The sequence below is a fragment of the Staphylococcus sp. HL28 genome, from assembly GCF_021117155.1.
Taxonomy (GTDB): Bacteria; Bacillota; Bacilli; order Staphylococcales; family Staphylococcaceae; genus Staphylococcus; species Staphylococcus warneri.
Genome location: NZ_CP088218.1, coordinates 2046899 through 2064766 on the forward strand (window position 1 = coordinate 2046899; position 17868 = coordinate 2064766).

The 17868-nt window shown below is 32.0% G+C and carries 16 protein-coding genes; 7 read left to right on the forward strand and 9 right to left on the reverse strand.

Annotated features, from left to right (window positions below; all coding sequences use genetic code 11):
* Positions 1 to 224: 224 nt before the first annotated feature.
* The 5 genes from secA to fakB1 all read right to left on the reverse strand — a co-directional run bounded on the left by secA (position 225) and on the right by fakB1 (position 6869).
* Positions 225 to 2759, reverse strand: a complete 2535-nt coding sequence (gene secA, locus LPC11_RS10020; RefSeq protein ID WP_023374826.1) for a preprotein translocase subunit SecA — start codon at positions 2757 to 2759, stop codon at positions 225 to 227.
* Between the two features lie 573 nt (positions 2760 to 3332).
* Entirely contained in the window at positions 3333 to 3908 is a 576-nt protein-coding gene (hpf, locus tag LPC11_RS10025) for a ribosome hibernation-promoting factor, HPF/YfiA family (protein WP_023374825.1), read from the reverse strand.
* A 61-nt stretch (positions 3909 to 3969) separates the two neighbouring features.
* Positions 3970 to 4644, reverse strand: a complete 675-nt coding sequence (locus tag LPC11_RS10030) for a ComF family protein (RefSeq protein ID WP_041613876.1) — start codon at positions 4642 to 4644, stop codon at positions 3970 to 3972.
* Entirely contained in the window at positions 4644 to 5960 is a 1317-nt protein-coding gene (locus tag LPC11_RS10035; protein ID WP_041613874.1) for a DEAD/DEAH box helicase family protein, read from the reverse strand. The genes LPC11_RS10030 and LPC11_RS10035 overlap by 1 nt, the downstream gene beginning before the upstream one ends.
* A gap of 42 nt (positions 5961 to 6002) precedes the next feature.
* Positions 6003 to 6869: a fatty acid kinase binding subunit FakB1 gene (gene fakB1 / locus LPC11_RS10040; RefSeq protein ID WP_023374823.1), complete on the reverse strand. Its 867-nt coding sequence runs from the start codon at positions 6867 to 6869 to the stop codon at positions 6003 to 6005.
* Positions 6870 to 7008: 139 nt separating this feature from the next.
* Between fakB1 and LPC11_RS10045 the strand changes: the two genes are divergently transcribed.
* Positions 7009 to 7650, forward strand: coding sequence for a YigZ family protein (locus tag LPC11_RS10045; protein WP_002467465.1), 642 nt, complete (start codon positions 7009 to 7011; stop codon positions 7648 to 7650).
* A 74-nt stretch (positions 7651 to 7724) separates the two neighbouring features.
* On the opposite strand, the gene LPC11_RS10050 is transcribed toward LPC11_RS10045, so the two are convergent.
* Positions 7725 to 8810, reverse strand: coding sequence for a glycosyltransferase family 4 protein (locus tag LPC11_RS10050; protein ID WP_023374822.1), 1086 nt, complete (start codon positions 8808 to 8810; stop codon positions 7725 to 7727).
* A gap of 450 nt (positions 8811 to 9260) precedes the next feature.
* Here LPC11_RS10050 and gdpS point away from each other — a divergent pair, with 450 nt between their 5' ends.
* The 4 genes from gdpS to pepT all read left to right on the forward strand — a co-directional run bounded on the left by gdpS (position 9261) and on the right by pepT (position 13136).
* Complete coding sequence (gene gdpS / locus LPC11_RS10055) at positions 9261 to 10331, forward strand: GGDEF domain-containing protein GdpS (RefSeq protein WP_231307255.1); 1071 nt, start codon at positions 9261 to 9263, stop codon at positions 10329 to 10331.
* 290 nt (positions 10332 to 10621) lie between these two features.
* Positions 10622 to 11383, forward strand: a complete 762-nt coding sequence (locus tag LPC11_RS10060) for a threonine/serine exporter family protein (protein ID WP_002467012.1) — start codon at positions 10622 to 10624, stop codon at positions 11381 to 11383.
* A 15-nt stretch (positions 11384 to 11398) separates the two neighbouring features.
* On the forward strand, positions 11399 to 11893 hold the full coding sequence (locus tag LPC11_RS10065; RefSeq protein WP_002450928.1) for a threonine/serine exporter family protein: 495 nt from the start codon (positions 11399 to 11401) through the stop codon (positions 11891 to 11893).
* Positions 11894 to 11906: 13 nt separating this feature from the next.
* Complete coding sequence (gene pepT / locus LPC11_RS10070) at positions 11907 to 13136, forward strand: peptidase T (protein ID WP_023374820.1); 1230 nt, start codon at positions 11907 to 11909, stop codon at positions 13134 to 13136.
* Positions 13137 to 13192: 56 nt separating this feature from the next.
* Here pepT and LPC11_RS10075 read toward each other — a convergent pair whose 3' ends face one another.
* From LPC11_RS10075 to LPC11_RS10085, 3 genes are all read right to left on the reverse strand, one after another.
* Complete coding sequence (locus LPC11_RS10075; RefSeq protein WP_231307256.1) at positions 13193 to 14317, reverse strand: glycerate kinase; 1125 nt, start codon at positions 14315 to 14317, stop codon at positions 13193 to 13195.
* 366 nt (positions 14318 to 14683) lie between these two features.
* Positions 14684 to 15004, reverse strand: coding sequence for a bacillithiol system redox-active protein YtxJ (gene ytxJ, locus LPC11_RS10080; RefSeq protein ID WP_002450931.1), 321 nt, complete (start codon positions 15002 to 15004; stop codon positions 14684 to 14686).
* Positions 15005 to 15151: 147 nt separating this feature from the next.
* Entirely contained in the window at positions 15152 to 16042 is an 891-nt protein-coding gene (locus tag LPC11_RS10085; RefSeq protein WP_023374818.1) for an EMYY motif lipoprotein, read from the reverse strand.
* A gap of 114 nt (positions 16043 to 16156) precedes the next feature.
* Here LPC11_RS10085 and LPC11_RS10090 point away from each other — a divergent pair, with 114 nt between their 5' ends.
* Complete coding sequence (locus tag LPC11_RS10090; protein WP_023374817.1) at positions 16157 to 16684, forward strand: GrpB family protein; 528 nt, start codon at positions 16157 to 16159, stop codon at positions 16682 to 16684.
* 232 nt (positions 16685 to 16916) lie between these two features.
* Positions 16917 to 17843 (forward strand): UDP-N-acetylmuramate dehydrogenase, encoded by a 927-nt coding sequence (murB, locus tag LPC11_RS10095; protein ID WP_081698198.1) that lies wholly within the window; start codon positions 16917 to 16919, stop codon positions 17841 to 17843.
* Positions 17844 to 17868 lie beyond the last annotated feature (25 nt).

Sequence of the window (17868 nt, forward strand, 5' to 3'; positions counted from 1 at the left end):
CTTTATCAAATTCTTAAAAATTACTACACCACATTCATCATATTATACGTTTATATTCTATCATAAACAAACTGAATTACAGTATCAGTATGCTAATTGTGTTAAAGACACATAACTTAATCATCGATATCGACTTATTTTCTCAAACAATGACATATGCACCCAAAAAAGCCCAAGACAACATTGTCTCAGGCTTCAACTATATAATACTTATTTCGTTACTTCTATGCTTGTCCATGACAGTTTTTATATTTCTTACCGCTACCGCAAGGACATGGATCATTACGACCGATATCTTCACCTTTAACAATCGGTTGTGGTTTCACTTTTTCTTTGCCATCTTCAGCAGATACATGTTTTGCTTCACCGAAGTCTGTTGTTTTTTCACGTTCAATATCATCTTCAACTTGTACCACTGATTTTAATATAAACTTACAAGTATCTTCTTCGATATTTTGCATCATCATATCAAATAATTCGTGACCTTCATTTTGATAATCACGTAATGGATTTTGTTGTGCATATGAACGTAAATGGATACCCTGACGTAATTGATCCATTGTATCAATATGATCTGTCCAATGACTATCAATAGAACGTAATAAAATCATTCTTTCGAATTCATTCATTTGATCGCCAAGCGTTTCTTTTTGTTTAGCATAAGCTTTTTCAATTTTAGACCATACTACTTCAAAGATATCTTCTGAATCTTTACCTTTGATTTCTGATTCTTTCAATTCGCCCTCTTGTAAGAAGACATCATTAATATAGTTGATGAATGGTTGATAATCTAAGTTATCATCCTCTTCATTGATATGATAATTGATTCCACGTTGTAATGTTGAACGTAACATGGCATCTACAACTTGTGAACTATCATCGTTATCAATGATATCATTACGTTCGTTATAGATAATTTCACGTTGTTTACGTAGTACTTCGTCATATTCTAAGATACGTTTACGGGCATCAAAGTTGTTACCTTCAACACGTTTTTGTGCTGATTCTACTGCTCTTGAAACCATTTTAGATTCAATTGGTGTAGAATCATCCATACCTAATCGACCCATCATTTTTTGTAGTCTTTCTGAACCAAAGCGTACCATTAATTCATCTTGTAGTGATAAATAGAAGCGACTATCCCCATTATCACCTTGACGACCTGAACGACCACGTAATTGGTCATCGATACGACGTGATTCATGACGTTCTGTACCGATAACGGCTAAACCACCGATTTCTTCTACGCCTTCGCCTAATTTGATATCTGTACCACGACCAGCCATGTTTGTAGCAATGGTAACTGCTCCTTTTTGACCAGCATTTGCTACTATTTCCGCTTCTCGTTCATGGTTTTTAGCGTTTAATACATCATGTCTTACGCCGCGTTTTTTTAATAAATTAGAAATATATTCAGATGTTTCTACAGCTACTGTACCCAATAATACAGGTTGTCCTTTTTTATGTTTTTCAACTACATCTTCAACAACGGCATCAAATTTACCTTTTTGACTAATGTAAATTAAGTCAGATTTATCAACACGTTGTACAGGTTTATTAGTAGGTATTTGAGTTACTGTCATATTATAAATATTTCGGAACTCTTCTTCCTCTGTTTTAGCAGTACCTGTCATACCTGCCAACTTATTGTACATTCTGAAATAGTTTTGGAATGTGATAGAAGCCATAGTTTTAGATTCATTTTGAATTTGTACGCCTTCTTTAGCTTCGATCGCTTGGTGTAAACCTTCAGAGAAACGTCTACCTGGCATTGTACGACCAGTAAATTGGTCAACGATAAGTACTTCGCCATCTACAACCATATAGTCAACATCTCGCTGTAAAGTCACATGCGCTCTTAATGCTGTATTGATATGACTAATAATTTCTACGTTTTGAACATCATAAAGATTATCAATCTTAAACATACGCTCTGCTTTATCTGCACCTTGTTCTGTTAAGTTTACAGATTTTGTTTTTTCATCATATTTATAATCATCATCTAATTTTAGCATTTTAGCGAAAACATTAGCTTGTGTATAAAGTGATGTAGATTTTTCTGCTTCACCTGAAATGATAAGCGGTGTTCTTGCTTCATCAATTAAAATAGAGTCTACCTCATCAATAATGGCAAAATGTAATGGTCTCATAACACGCTCTTCTGCATAGTTCACCATGTTATCTCTCAAATAGTCGAATCCTAGTTCGTTATTCGTACTATATGTGATATCTTGTGCATATGCTTCACGTTTTTCAGTAGTGGTTTTACTATTTAAGTTTAGACCTACAGATAAACCTAGAAATTCGTATAGTTCTGCCATTTCTTCACTTTGAACACTAGATAAATATTCATTGACTGTAATAACATGAACACCGCGCCCTGCTAATGCATTTAAATATGTAGGCATTGTTGCTGTTAACGTTTTACCTTCACCTGTTCTCATTTCAGCGATATCACCATGATGAATAGCGATACCACCCATAACTTGTACTTTATATGGAATCATATTAAATACACGTTTAGAACCTTCACGTACAAGTGCATATGCTTCAGGTAAAATTTTATCTAAATAATCATTTTGTTTTTTAACATCTTCAATTTCAGCAAGTTCTTCTTGAAATTTCTTAGTTTTATTTCTAATTTCTTCATCAGTTAAAAGTGCTGTATCTTCCTCTAATGCGAGTACTTTATCAGCTAACTTACCTAACTTTTTCGTTTCTTTTTTATTGCCGTCAACAATTTTTGATAAAAATCCCATTCTGTTCGCTCCTTTAGCTAAAAACTGCTTGGCTTTCAACAATTAATCTTACCATTTATACATTTAGAATCATACTTAAATACTCATTAGTATACGTTATTCCCTTTGTCCATAATATAAACATATTGGCAATCATAGCTTACACACTTTAAGTTATTTCACATGGTAATTCAATCAAAATGCCTTTGCGTCTTTCCAATCTATAACATAATTAAATCTAATGAATTGTCAACAAGTTAATTCTAACATGATACAATGTATTATTTCTCGTCTCAAATAAATAAACTTCGCATAAATTGCGAAATTTATTATACAGTATTTCTTTTCCGTTATTTTCAATTAAGATTAGCACAGTATAATCATTGAGTCTACGAATTCAAACATCCATACACCTTTCTTTTTAAATCCCTTTACTCAACTCATTATTCAGAATAAATCCTTAATATTATCTATAAAAAGGGAGCAAGATGAAGTATTCACATACGAATAACTATCATCTCACTCCCAATTTGACCCTATTCAATTATTAAACTGAATTAATTTCATTCTTATATTTATGGTTCACATTAACCCTTATTGTTCAGTTGTTTCAATTAGACCATATTTACCATCTTTACGACGATAAACGATACTAGTACCATCAGTTTCACGGTCTGTAAAGATAAAGAAGTCATGTCCTAAAAGATTCATTTGTAATACGGCTTCTTCAGAATCCATAGGTTTTAAGCTGAATTGTTTAGAACGAATAATCTCGATATCATTATCATTATGTTCTTCTGCACCGCTAATTTCTTCAGGTGGCGCTTCTTGAACTTCTGCAACAAACACTTCTTGATCACCACGATCACGGTGCTTACGATTTACACGTGTTTTATACTTTCTAACTTGACGTTCAAGTTTATTAGTAATTAAATCAACACCTGCATATAAATCATCATGTCTTTCTTCTGCTCTTAAAGTTACATCTTTAAGAGGAATTGTTACTTCAACTTTTGTAGTTGAATTTGAATAAGTTTTAACTTTAACGTGTGCAACCGCATTCGGTACATTATTAAAGTAACGTTCTAACTTACCAATTTTTTCCTCAATATAGTTGCGAATTGCATCTGTGATAGTGAGGTTATCTCCATGAATTTCAAATCTAATCATAGTAATCTCTCCTTTAACCTCTTATATTGGTAATGCTTAATTATATTTTACCACGTCGTCCTTATCTTGCAAACGCAAACACATTGAATTTTCTGACATTTAATGTAGATAATTTACACATTGCACGATTAATCGTTAACCCTGTTGTATAAATATCATCTATAAGTAATATTTCCTTGCCATCCAAGTCAACATTGTTTCTTATAAAAAAAGGATTAGGCTCTTTTATACGATCAATTTTATTTAAACCTGCTTGTTTCGGTCTAAATTCTGTACCTATTACATTTTTATAAGCAACACCCTTCATTTTTAAAACTTCTTCAACTGGATTAAATGTTCTTTCAATATTACGTTCATCTGGGGATGGGATAGGAATCACGTAATCAAATTTACCTTCTGGTATATTGATTATCTCGGCAAGGATCTGACATAAATAATGATCTTTCAAAAATTTATATTGATGAATCGTTTCTTTCATAATACCTTCATAAATAAAATCACATTTTAATTGATACTGTATGTTAAATCGCTCATTCAAAAATTGACAATCTTCACAAATATGTTCATCTTTTGTCATGACTTTCAAACACTTTTTACAGCGTTTTAGGTCATCATGAATCTTTACTTGATTCCATTTTCTATAGCAAGTCTCACATAAAACTTTAGGTTTTCTATAAAAATTAATGATAGTTAAAGGTTCGTTGATAGGATTCAAACATTGTAGACATCGTTTCATTAAATATCTAACCAACCTTTTTGTTTTCCAAGTTGATTCATTTTTTTTATATCTTTTCTTGCTAACATCATAGATAACGACACACCGTTGTGATAATAAATCACATTCCCGTTTGGCGCTTGCTTCTTTCTACCCACACGACCTGCAATCTGTATTAATGCTTCTTTAGAAAATTGATCAGCTTCAATAACTACGACATCTAACTTTTCCATGGTAAAACCTCGTTCAAGAATGGTAGTCGTAAAAACAACTACATGATTACCTGCCCTTAAAGATTGTACTTTTTCAAAGCGTCGCTCATCTTCACTGTGTATATATATTAAATTAGATATTTGACCTTGATACGTCTCAAAAGCTTTAATCATACGATCAATATGATTAAAAAATACTAAGGTATAACGTTGACGTTGTATTTGTTGGAATAAGAAATTTAATAATTTAAATTGAACTTTCTTAGGGTTAAACTTTAAATATTGAAAACAGGGTACTGGAAGTGGTTGTCGATGGAATCGTGCCGGTAATTTAATTACATTATCTTTACTTATCGCTGATAATAGTTTCTGCGGCGGAGTAGCTGTCATATAAATATGGCATGCAGTCTGTTTGGAAGATGTTTGAATTACTTTAAATAAGTCGTCATCCATAGATAAAGGAAATGCATCTACTTCATCAATAATAATAATATCGAAGTGATTTTTATATCGATATAGCTGATGAATTGTTGAAATGATAAAGTGTCCATTGAACTCTTGTTTTCTACTTTGATGTAATACATCTATATCTTCATGGAGAAAAGCATTTTTAATCCGTTGGCTAATTTCTACTACAACATCAACACGTGGTGATACAACTGCAATATTATCGCCCTGATTTCTAGCAAACTTAATACCTTCGAAAATCATTTCCGTCTTTCCAGCCCCGGTGACTGCGTATAACAATAATTTTCGTCGTTCCATAATTGCATTGACAATTTGTTGTGAGGCATACCTTTGTTGATCTGAAAGCTCAAATTCAAGGTGATATTCACATAGCGTAGCCTTTTGATGACTCTTTGTTATTTTATAATCAGTCAAATGATCCATACGACCAAGTTGTATACATTTTCTACAATATATAATGTCTCTTTTTATAAAATCTGAAAAATAGCGATGAAAATATTTAGCATCGTCTGTTTCACATTGAACACAATGCCATCGGTTATTTTTAAATATGACGCCTTTAGTAACATGCGCCACTTGTTCCGAATTGATAATCATTTCTGAATGAATTAACTTTCCATAATGTAATATTGACGATCCCTCCAATAAAAAAGACATACCGAATTGTCATTTAACAATTCCATATGTCCTCTTAACATTCTAATTAAGTCTAATTTGTCGTGCTGTGTAGCCTAAACCTAACCCACCAGATCCTAGGTGCGCGGCAATCACTGGTCCGAATTCAGAATATGCTACTTGGTAACGTGATGGTGCATTGGCTTTGACAGATTCTAATAAGGCTTTACCATCCTCTGTTTTATCACCATTAATCACGTAAATTGTCACATCATCATAATCTTTGACTTGATTTAAGACTTTATCTTCTAGTGCTTTTAGCGCTCTCTTTTTAGTACGTACTTTTTCTTCTGGTACTATTTTACCATCATCAAATTTAAGCACTGGTTTCATTTTTAACAATGTACCTACCCAGGCTTGAGCGCCTGTAATACGTCCGCTTTTTTGTAAATTTTTTAAATCATCTACAATTAAATAAGCACCTGTATGTTCTCTCATATCAGTTAACTCTGCTATGATATCATCTGGTTTATAACCTTGTTCTACCATTTCTATTGCACGTAATACGTAACAACCTTCCATCATAGCCGCAAGCTTACTATCAAATGCATAAACATTAATGCCTTCAACTAACTCTCCAGCTTGTTTCCCAGATTGATAACTCCCACTAATTCCACTAGATAAGAATACAACTATCACATCTGTGTAACCATCTTCTCTTAATTTTTCATATCTTTGAATCCATTCACCTACAGCCGGTTGACTTGTCGTAGGTATCGTTGCTGAAGAAGCCATTTTATTATAAAAATGGTCAATATCAACATTTACATCTTCAGTATAGCTTACACCATCATCAAAAGTTACACTTAACGGTGCAACTGGAATATCATATTTATCAATTAAATCTTGAGATAGATAGCTAGTAGAATCAGTCATTACAGCAATCTTCATAGTAGTCCTCCTCAATTATACTCATAGTAATAATACAATATTTTATTAAAAAAGAAAATCTTAATTAAACAATTTATTTTAAGTCTTTACAGAGTGTATAATACAAATATGAAAATCGAGCGAAGATGAAGGTGAAAAAATGACAAAACCAATCATTACTATTAAAGAAGAACATACTATTGAAAATACAATTAATAAATCGCGTTTTATTTCACATATTAAACCTGTAGCTTCAGAGGATGAAGCTAAGGCATTCATAAATGAGGTTAAATCACAACATAAAGATGCAACACACAATTGTTCTGCTTACACTGTAGGGCCAGAAATGAATATTCAAAAAGCAAATGACGATGGCGAACCAAGTGGTACTGCTGGGGTCCCTATGTTGGAAATATTAAAAAAGTTAGAACTACATGATGTGTGTGTCGTTGTTACACGCTATTTTGGTGGCATCAAATTAGGTGGTGGCGGTCTCATAAGAGCATATAGCGGTGCAGTACGTGATGTTATTTATGATATTGGACGTGTGGAGTTAAGAGCTGCTATTCCAACCACTGTCACTTTGAATTATGATCAAACTGGTAAATTTGAATATGAATTAGGTTCCACTAGTTTTATGCTTAGAAATCAATTCTATACTGATAAAGTTAGCTACCAAATAGATGTAGTTGAAACTGAGTACGATGATTTTATCGAGTTTTTAAATAGAACGACAGCTGGCAATTATGAGCTAAATACTGAAGAGATTAAAATGTTACCCTTTGATATTACAACAGATTAAAAAATAAGCTATCTAAAATCAGAGTCTAAATAACGATGAAATCGAGACTCTGTTTTAGATAGCTTTTGTGATATTTAGTGATTGTCTTCCTCTTCATATTGATGTTGAGGATGTGAATGATCACCTTTTTTAGTAATTAGGTTTAAAATCGGTCTATAATTATCGTCTATTAATCCTGTAAATTCAACAATGAGTTCAATCGTTAAAATAATTAAAATGAACATCATTAATGCACCTAGAGGTTGAGATAGATACAGAATAATACTGGATAGACTGAATAAGATAGCAATGGAATAAATGAGTAAGACGGTTTGTCTATGTGTATAACCAAGTTCTAACAACTTATGATGCAAATGAGATTTATCCGCTTGCATAATATGTTGCCCTTTTTTCATTCGTCGAATCATTGCAAAAATAGTATCAATAAATGGTACTGCTAAAATGACAATTGGGAAAAATAAAGCAATAAATGTAATGTTTTTAAAACCTAACAATGAAACAAATCCAATAATAAAACCTATCATTAGGGCTCCGCTATCACCAAGAAATATTTTAGCTGGGTGTGAGTTATAGAATAAGAATCCTAATAAAGATCCGATTAACACACAACAAATCATAATAATAAAGATATTCGCCTGTAAGATAGCAATAAATGCAATTGTCATTAATGCAATCGCAGATACACCAGATGCTAAACCATCTAACCCATCAATTAAATTAATAGCATTTGTAATAGCTACAATCCATATCACTGTAATTGGAATACTTAAAATTCCAAAATGTATCGTTGGACCCATTGGTAATGAAATAAAATCAATGGTGATGCCATAAAATGCTACCACTAAAGCTGCTACGATTTGCCCAGCTAATTTGATATATGGTTTAAGATCAAATATATCATCGATTAAACCAACGGCATACATCAAGATTGCTCCGATTACTAATGGTTTCACTTCTCTTTCTATTGGATGGCCTAACCACATTCCAATTAAAAATGAGAATAAAATAACTGTGCCACCCATGACTGAAATCGGTTTGGTATGCACCTTACGAAAGTTGGGTTTATCTACTAAATTTAATTTTTTAGACATCGCAATAATAATGGGTGTTATTATTAAACTGACTATCATAGTAAATGCAATGAGTAATAATGTATACATCAGTTCACCTTCATCAAAATTAAGTTAGTTTCTATCATTAAGGATAAGTTTTAAGAAATCCAACCATTTTACTTCCTATATTTATAGTTAATATTTAAACGTGAGTCGCTTATTTTGTATGATTTTCCTCTTTAATAACGACTACTATCACTCTTTAATTCTATTGTAATAACATCAGTTGCTATCATCTTTTCTTATTATTAAATCAACTGTATAATAGTAGTTAATCTAAAATAAGACATCCCAAATTTATAACAACATTCTTTCTTCATATATATCTACATCGATATTAATACTCTCACATGACGAAACTTTTTTTCATCATATCACTTAAGTTAACATTTTAACATTAATCACTATTTTATGTGATAAATTTTTTAGTCTAACTAATGACAAATTGTAAGTTTTCACTTACAATAGCTAATGGTCAATAAAGGAGTCGGTAAAACTATGTTTGAAGCAATTATATATAATATTTCAGTCATGGTTGCAGGCATATATTTGTTTCATAGACTGCAATACTCTGAAAATAAAAGAATGGTCTTTTCTAAAGGGTACGTTACTGTTTTAATGACACTTGTTGCACTATTATTAGCAGCATATCCCATTCCCTTCCGTTTAGAATACTTAGTTCATTTAACGTTTGTACCTTTATTATTTTTAGGACGTTACACCAACATGGTTTACACATTAGCTTCGGCTGTCATCGTATCATTAGTTGACATACTTATTTTTAACAACTCTATTATATACGGTATCACTTTAATCGTTATTGCTGGTGTTGTCAGTGCAGTAGGTCCATTTTTAAAACAAAATGACATAATATCGTTACTTATATTAAATACAATCAGTATTATCATTTTATTTATACTTGCATTAGTGAGTCCAATTTATGATTTAATTGAAATTGCAATTTTAATTCCTGTTTCATTTATTATTACAATTGCCTCTGCAATTACATTCGTAGATATATGGCATTTCTTCTCACTCGTTAATCGCTATGAAAATGAAGATAAATATGATTATTTAACAGGTCTTGGGAATGTTAAAGAATTCGATAGACATTTGAATCAGTTATCTAAATATACTGAGACACATAACGAAAGCTTAGGCTTGTTACTTATAGACATTGATGGTTTTAAAGATGTAAATGATACATATACGCACCAAGCAGGAGATGCTGTATTAAAACAAATGTCTCAATTGCTTAAAAATTATGTCCCTAAACAATTTCTTATTTTTAGAAATGGTGGCGAAGAATTCTCTGTTGTAATTAATGACTATACATTGGATCAAAGCGTCAAACTTGCCGAAAATATTCGTCAAGGTGTAGAGAAGTCATCATTCCATCTACCTAATAAGGAAGTCATAAAACTTTCAGTGTCTATAGGTGTTGGTTATTTAACACAAGATGATCGCAAATCACAAAGACGCGTCTTTAAAGATGCCGATGATATGGTGCATGTGGCTAAAAGCGAAGGTAGAAATAAAGTCATGTTTAATCCTATTATTAAATTATAATCAAATATTGAATACACTATCAGAGGTAGAGACAAAATGATTTGTAATTTCGTTAATTTATTTATCGATGTATGAATCTTTCCCGTCTCTTCCTCTTTTATTTTATAAACGTATTTCTTATCCATCATAGCTTCAAGTATTATAGGTTTAAAATAGATGTTAACCACCGTTATCATCTGTTCACTTCATTACATAATCTTTTCAATATGCCGTACTCTATTGAAAGTTGTTAGCTCAAGATGTAAACTTCAATTATTCATATCATTAAATTAATTAGGAGGTGGTTATTCATGTCAGATTCAATCACTATCATCGATGAGAATAAAGTGATTGATGTCGTGTTGATTGCTGGTAGGATTTTACTAGAAGCTGGTGCCGAAACATATCGTGTTGAAGATACCATGAATAGAATTGCACATAGCTATGGCTTACATGATACATATAGTTTTGTAACTTCAACCGCTATTATCTTCTCTCTTAATGATCGTACTAGTACTCGATTAATTCGTATTAGAGAACGTACGACGGATTTAGAAAAAATAGCATTAACCAATAGTTTATCTCGTAAAATTTCTAGCAATCAACTTACTATTGATGAAGCAAAATCTGAATTAATCCACCTTAGAAGTGCATCGTTGCAATATTCATTTTTAATTAATTTATTTGCAGCAGCGATTGCATGTGGTTTTTTCCTATTTATGTTTGGTGGCGTAGCATCAGATTGTTGGATTGCCATACTAGCTGGAGGATCAGCGTTTTTAACGTTTAGTCTTGTTCAACGATATATTCAAATTAAATTTTTCTCAGAATTTGTTGCTGCTGCAGTAGTAATTACAATAGCTGCTGCCTGTTCGAAACTTGGATTGGCAACAAATCAAAACATTATCACTATTGCGAGCGTAATGCCTCTAGTTCCTGGTATTTTAATTACCAATGCGATTCGTGATTTACTAGCTGGAGAGTTATTAGCAGGTATGTCTAGAGGTGTAGAAGCGGCGTTAACAGCATTTGCTATTGGCGCTGGCGTTGCTATTGTATTACTAATTTTTTAAGAGAGGCTGTTCATATTGTTATTTTATTTATTTCACTTCACAATAAGTTTCATTTCCACAGTCCTTTTCTCCATCATATTTAATGCACCCCGTCGATTATTGTTAGCTTGTGGGTTTGTCGGTGCAGTTGCGTGGACAATTTATCAATTTACCGTTGATATGCAATTTGGAAAAGTTGGCGCTACATTTTTAGGAAGTTTAATTTTAGGCTTACTCAGCCATACGATGAGTAGACGCTATAAACGACCTGTTATTATATTTATCGTACCTGGAATTATTCCACTTGTACCAGGTGGTGCAGCGTATGAAGCAACACGCTTTTTAGTATCAAATAACTATACTAGTGCTGTAAATACTTTTTTAGAGGTTACCTTGATATCTGGCGCGATATCTTTTGGTATTCTTGTAGCAGAAATCATCTATTATCTCTACACACGTATCAAGCAGTATTATGGTAAAATTAAAGGTAAATCATATAGAAAATCTTATAATATGAATAATCGAGTTTAAGGGGATGTCTAACATGAAAGAACAAATTATCGATAGATTAACGAGATACGTCAAAATAGATACACAATCAGATCCAAATTCAAGTACGACACCATCTACGACAAAACAATGGGATTTATTAAACCTATTAGAAAGTGAGCTTAAAGCATTAGGACTTGAAACAGATATGGATAGCAATGGTTACCTTTTTGCTACATTAGAAAGTAATGTGGAATATGACGTTCCAACGGTTGGTTTCTTAGCTCATGTTGATACATCACCTGATTTTAATGCTACTAATGTTAATCCACAAATTATTGAAAAATATGACGGTAACCCACTGAAGTTAGGAAATACAGATAGAATTCTAGATCCTAAGGTCTTCCCTGAGCTTAAACAAGTTATTGGTGACACATTAATGATTACTGATGGTACTTCATTACTAGGCGCTGATGACAAAGCAGGTGTAGTAGAGATTATGGAAGGGCTTAATTATTTACTTGAACATCCTGAAATTAAACATGGTAAAATTCGCGTAGGCTTTACACCAGACGAAGAAATTGGAAGAGGACCTCATCAATTTGATGTTAAACGTTTCAATGCTGATTTCGCCTACACTATGGATGGTAGCCAATTAGGCGAATTACAATTCGAAAGTTTTAATGCTGCTGCAGCAAAAGTAACATGTCATGGTGTTAATGTACATCCTGGATCAGCTAAAAATGCGATGATAAATGCCATTTCACTTGGACAACAATTTAATAGTTTATTACCTCCTAGTGAAGTTCCTGAACGTACAGAAGGTTATGAAGGTTTTTATCATCTAATGAATTTTGAAGGTAATGTTGAAAAAGCTACATTGCAATATATTATTAGAGATCATGATAAAAAGCAATTTGATCTACGTAAAAAACGTTTTATGGAAATACGGGATGATATTAACTCACACTTTGAAGATTATCCAGTCAAAGTCGACGTTGAAGATCAATACTATAATATGGCTGAAAAAATCAAACCTCATCAACATATTATAGATATCCCTACAAAGGTATTTAATCGTTTAGATATTGAGCCTAATACTGAACCTATTCGTGGTGGAACTGATGGTTCACAACTCTCATTTATGGGATTACCTACACCTAATATCTTTACTGGTTGTGGCAACTTCCATGGCCCATTTGAGTATGCATCAATCGATGTTATGGAAAAGGCCGTGCAAGTAATGGTCGGTATCACTGAAGAAGTTGCTAAATCAAATCAATAATATATCAGCACCCCTAAGCGTCTTAGATTAGATACTTAGGGGTGCTATTTTTATCATTATTTATTCACATCGAATTGTGTTTTCAATAATTTTAATGCTTGTACTGTATAATGTCTGATTTGTAGACCCATTTTAAAGTCTGTATATGATTCAGGCATATCTATGAATGTATTGAACATAGCCGTTACGCCCTTACCTTCAAACAAATCGAATTTATCATCTGTAGCGCAAATCGCTATAGATGTCTTATGATGTTTTTCTGTTAAATCAGCAATACGTAATGTCGTCGTTTCTAATAATTGGTCACGTTCATTTAAACCTTCACCAAATATAATTAAATCTGCTTGTTGAACTAAATCTTCTAGATGTGTAATTTGATCTACAAGTTCATGACTTGTTAAAATTTCTGCTTGATATAAACCTTTTAAAACTGCAGCTATTCCGCCACCAGCACCACCACGTTCGACTGGACCAATTGTTACTCGTAATTCACTTTTAAATAATTCACTAAAGTACCAAACTAAGTTATCTATTTCTGCCGCTTCATTTTGCGTCATACCTAGCATTGGATACATTTGCATGATTTCACTTTGTTTACCATATAAACGACTTGAAAAGTCTGACATTACTTGAATATTTGCTTCAGCTAACTTCGGATGGATACCAGAAAAATCTAAACGTCGAATATATTTAATAACATGCACACCTTTCGTCACATCAACAAGATTTGCCTCATCATCATAGAACTTTGCACCTAATGCTTGAAGCATTCCTGCACCACCATCGAAACTACCGATACCTCCAAGAGAGATGATAATATGTTTAGCATCATTATCTAACGCAGCATTTAATATTTCGCCTAAACCATAACTCGTTCTTTCTTGGATAGGTTTTTGACCATTTAAGAATAAATTACCTTCAATAATTGTCATACCGCTATCAGTTTGACCATAAATCGCTTCTACTTCATTCATGTCTGCATCATGAGCAGCAACTCGATACTTACTTCCAGATTGCCATAAAAAGACTGAATCCATTAATTCATGTCGTCCATTAAATAATGGAACTTGAACAATATCGGCCTTTTCAATTTGACTAGCAACCGCTTCTTCGACATATCTATTTGCTTGATAGCTTGAAATAATGCCATTAAATTCGTCCATGGCTACTAAAACTTTCATTGTCTTAACCACCTTGTTTTTATATAGTAATGTGCTTTCACTACAATTTAACTTTTATTATTAATCTTACATTTTTAACATATTCAATAATCTATTTGTGTTGTACACTAACATATTATACATGTGAATGTGCATGATTTCATGATAAACACTATCATAATCTTTATTAAACTGTGAGTAATATGAATATTGGTCTATTATATACTATTCTCAATTAAAGCATAAATGATTAACTTCTCCTTTTTACACTCACTATTAAAAAGCCATTTTATTACTCTATACGTAATAAAATGGCTTTCCTCATTTAATTGAACATAAAATAAGTGATATAACATTTATGTTCTTTATTCATTTGTTAGTTATTCATTATTCTTCTGCTTGCGCTAATGACGAAACATTGATGTCACTGTGTGACGCATTCCATTTCATTTCACCATCTATAAAGTAAAATGCTTGTGGTGATTCATGTTTGACATTTGTCTTTTCAGCAATGTAGTCCGATAACTTGCGCTCCTGTTGTACTATTAAATAGTAACCGTCCATATCGCGTTCATATAAAAATTTATTAAACTGATCATACGCATTTGCAGAAATTGGACAAGTTTCGCTATGTTTTAAAACAAAAACATATTTATTTTCTTCTAACACTTGTTCAAACTGGTCAATCGAACTCAGCTTTATAGCCATTCTATTCACCTCTAAAAGTATTTATCACATTTTCTGAGCATATGCGTGATATTCATATCCCGAAAATTATATCAGTGGGTACAATTATACACATTTTACTTAGCAATGTTAACCATGGTTTTTTAATTTATTTAATTCTAATCAAAATTAATCGTTTTTTTGTTTGACTTTTTTTAATTCCGAATTAAACGCCTTATCTTTCCTATCTATATCTTTACCCTCTTTTGGTAACTTATCGACATTAATTTTAGAAATTTTTTCACCAACTTCTATTGTATCGATACGAGTGTCATAATAATTTTGTAAACTATAGTACATCTCAATCGCATTTTTTCGTGCATCATTTACATTTTTATCTGATATATTCGTTTGATTGATATCTTTAATTTGTTTTTCAATTAATGGAGAAATATAATTTTTGATTGCTTTTTTCGCTGATTTAGCATTACTTGATGACGTATCTAGATGTTTCTGGGCAGTTTCTTTTAAATCTTTATTATTACTTTCCAATTTTGAAGTTAACTGATCAGCGTCTTCTTGATTTGATGCATTTTTGATTTTCTTTTCAACCTGTGAACGGTTTTTTTCAAATAACTTAGTGTAATCTAAAATATCTTCATTATCTTTGATTGAATCGTTACACAAATCCACAAATTCTTTTACATCATATATCGACTTTTTCTTTGCTTTTACAGTTTTAAGATATTTTGCTTTTAACACTTTGACATCATGAGTTTCTGCTGGTAATTGCTTCGCTGCTTTCTCATAATCTTTAAATGCAGGAATCAATTGTTTATTAATATCGTCTTGAAGTTGGATAAATTCTTTTCTATTTTTATCAGTTGTATCTGTCTTACTTAAGTGATCCAATTCTTTAAGATTAATTTTATCCATCACTTTTTCAAGCTTATCTTGTTTATTATTAACTTCATCTAATTTACTTTCGAAATGACTTATATCAGAATCAGTTTTATTACTACATGCTGTTAAGGCAACAATAAGTATAAATATCATTGGGATAAGTACTATTTTTTTCATATTTGCACCCCTTACCATAGAACATTATATAAAAACGTATTTATTAAGAAAATAAATTATGTTATAGTATCTCAGACTTTATACCTTATTAATTCAACACAAAGGAGAAAATCCATGTACGGTCATGTTCAACCCCTTATTAAATTTCAAAATAATGACTATTTCGACACGCTATATCAAGAAACGCGTACATTATTATTTAACTTGCTAGATTCACCTGTTAAATATACGCAACATATTGGTGGTACTCGACATTTCAATTACGATACAGAACCTATCCTTGATATGCTTATTGGCGTAGATAATTTACATGATATTACGGCGCTAGACGAAAAACGATTAAATTATGCTGGATTTTATCGTTTACATCATTCATATAAAAAGAAAGTCATGATGGCTAAGTTTAATAATCTTAAGGACTTAAAGCAAGAAGTTCGCTTGCACATCATTCAGTTAGATACACCTTTATTTGAACAATATCAAAAAGTTGATGCTATTTTAAGTCATCATCAGGATATCGCTAACCAATTTGCCACCAAAAAAGAACAACTATTACAGCATATTGATACGATAAGACAATACGAAAATCAAAAACAATCGATTTTTGAAAAGATTTATAAACAATATAGTCACCAAGAATAAATATGTAAAAAGACGTTAATCAAGTTGTTCTAGTATCAATATCTACTTTGCCAATCAAAATTAAATAAATTATGCATTATAATTATATAACATATATTTAGAATTAAAAGAACAATGCATTATATACATCATGAATCAATTATCTTAGCGTTAAATATCTTCATATTTCGCAAATAACAACTAAAATTGATATAATAACAATGTTAGCATTGATTAAAGAAAGGACGTACGGATAGTGAATAAAAACGACATTTTAAAAGGTTTGCAAGAAATTATTCCAAACGACATTATTGAAGTAGATGAACCCCTAAAAAAATATACTTATACTGAAACTGGTGGTAAAGCAGATTTTTATCTATCACCTACTAAAAATGAAGAAGTGCAAACCATTGTAAAATATGCAAACCAACATAATATTCCTGTCACATATCTAGGAAATGGTTCGAATATTATTATCCGTGAAGGCGGTATTAGAGGTATCGTATTAAGCTTGTTATCACTTAAACATATCGAAGTGTCAGATGATGCCATTATTGCTGGCAGTGGTGCAGCTATTATTGATGTTTCACGTGTTGCAAGAGATTATGCACTCACAGGATTAGAATTTGCATGTGGTATTCCTGGATCTATCGGTGGCGCCGTATTCATGAATGCTGGTGCTTATGGTGGTGAAGTTAAAGATTGTATTGATTATGCATTATGTGTTAATGAAGATGGAGATTTAATCAAATTAACAACGCAAGAATTAGAACTAGATTATAGAAATAGTATTGTTCAGAAAAAGCATTTGGTCGTTTTAGAAGCAGCGTTCACACTTGAACCAGGAAACTTAAAAGAGATACAAGCGAAAATGGATGACTTAACTGAACGTCGCGAATCTAAGCAACCGCTTGAATATCCTTCATGCGGAAGTGTTTTCCAAAGACCACCAGGTCACTTCGCAGGTAAATTGATCCAAGATTCTGATCTACAAGGCCATCGTATTGGCGGTGTAGAAGTTTCAACTAAACATGCTGGATTTATGGTCAACGTAGATAATGGTACTGCGACAGACTATGAAGATTTAATTCATTATGTTCAGCAAACAGTTAAAGATAAATTTGATGTAGAATTAAACACTGAAGTACGTATCATTGGCGAACATCCTGACGCTGAATAATGATTAATATCGGAGGTTTGTTTCA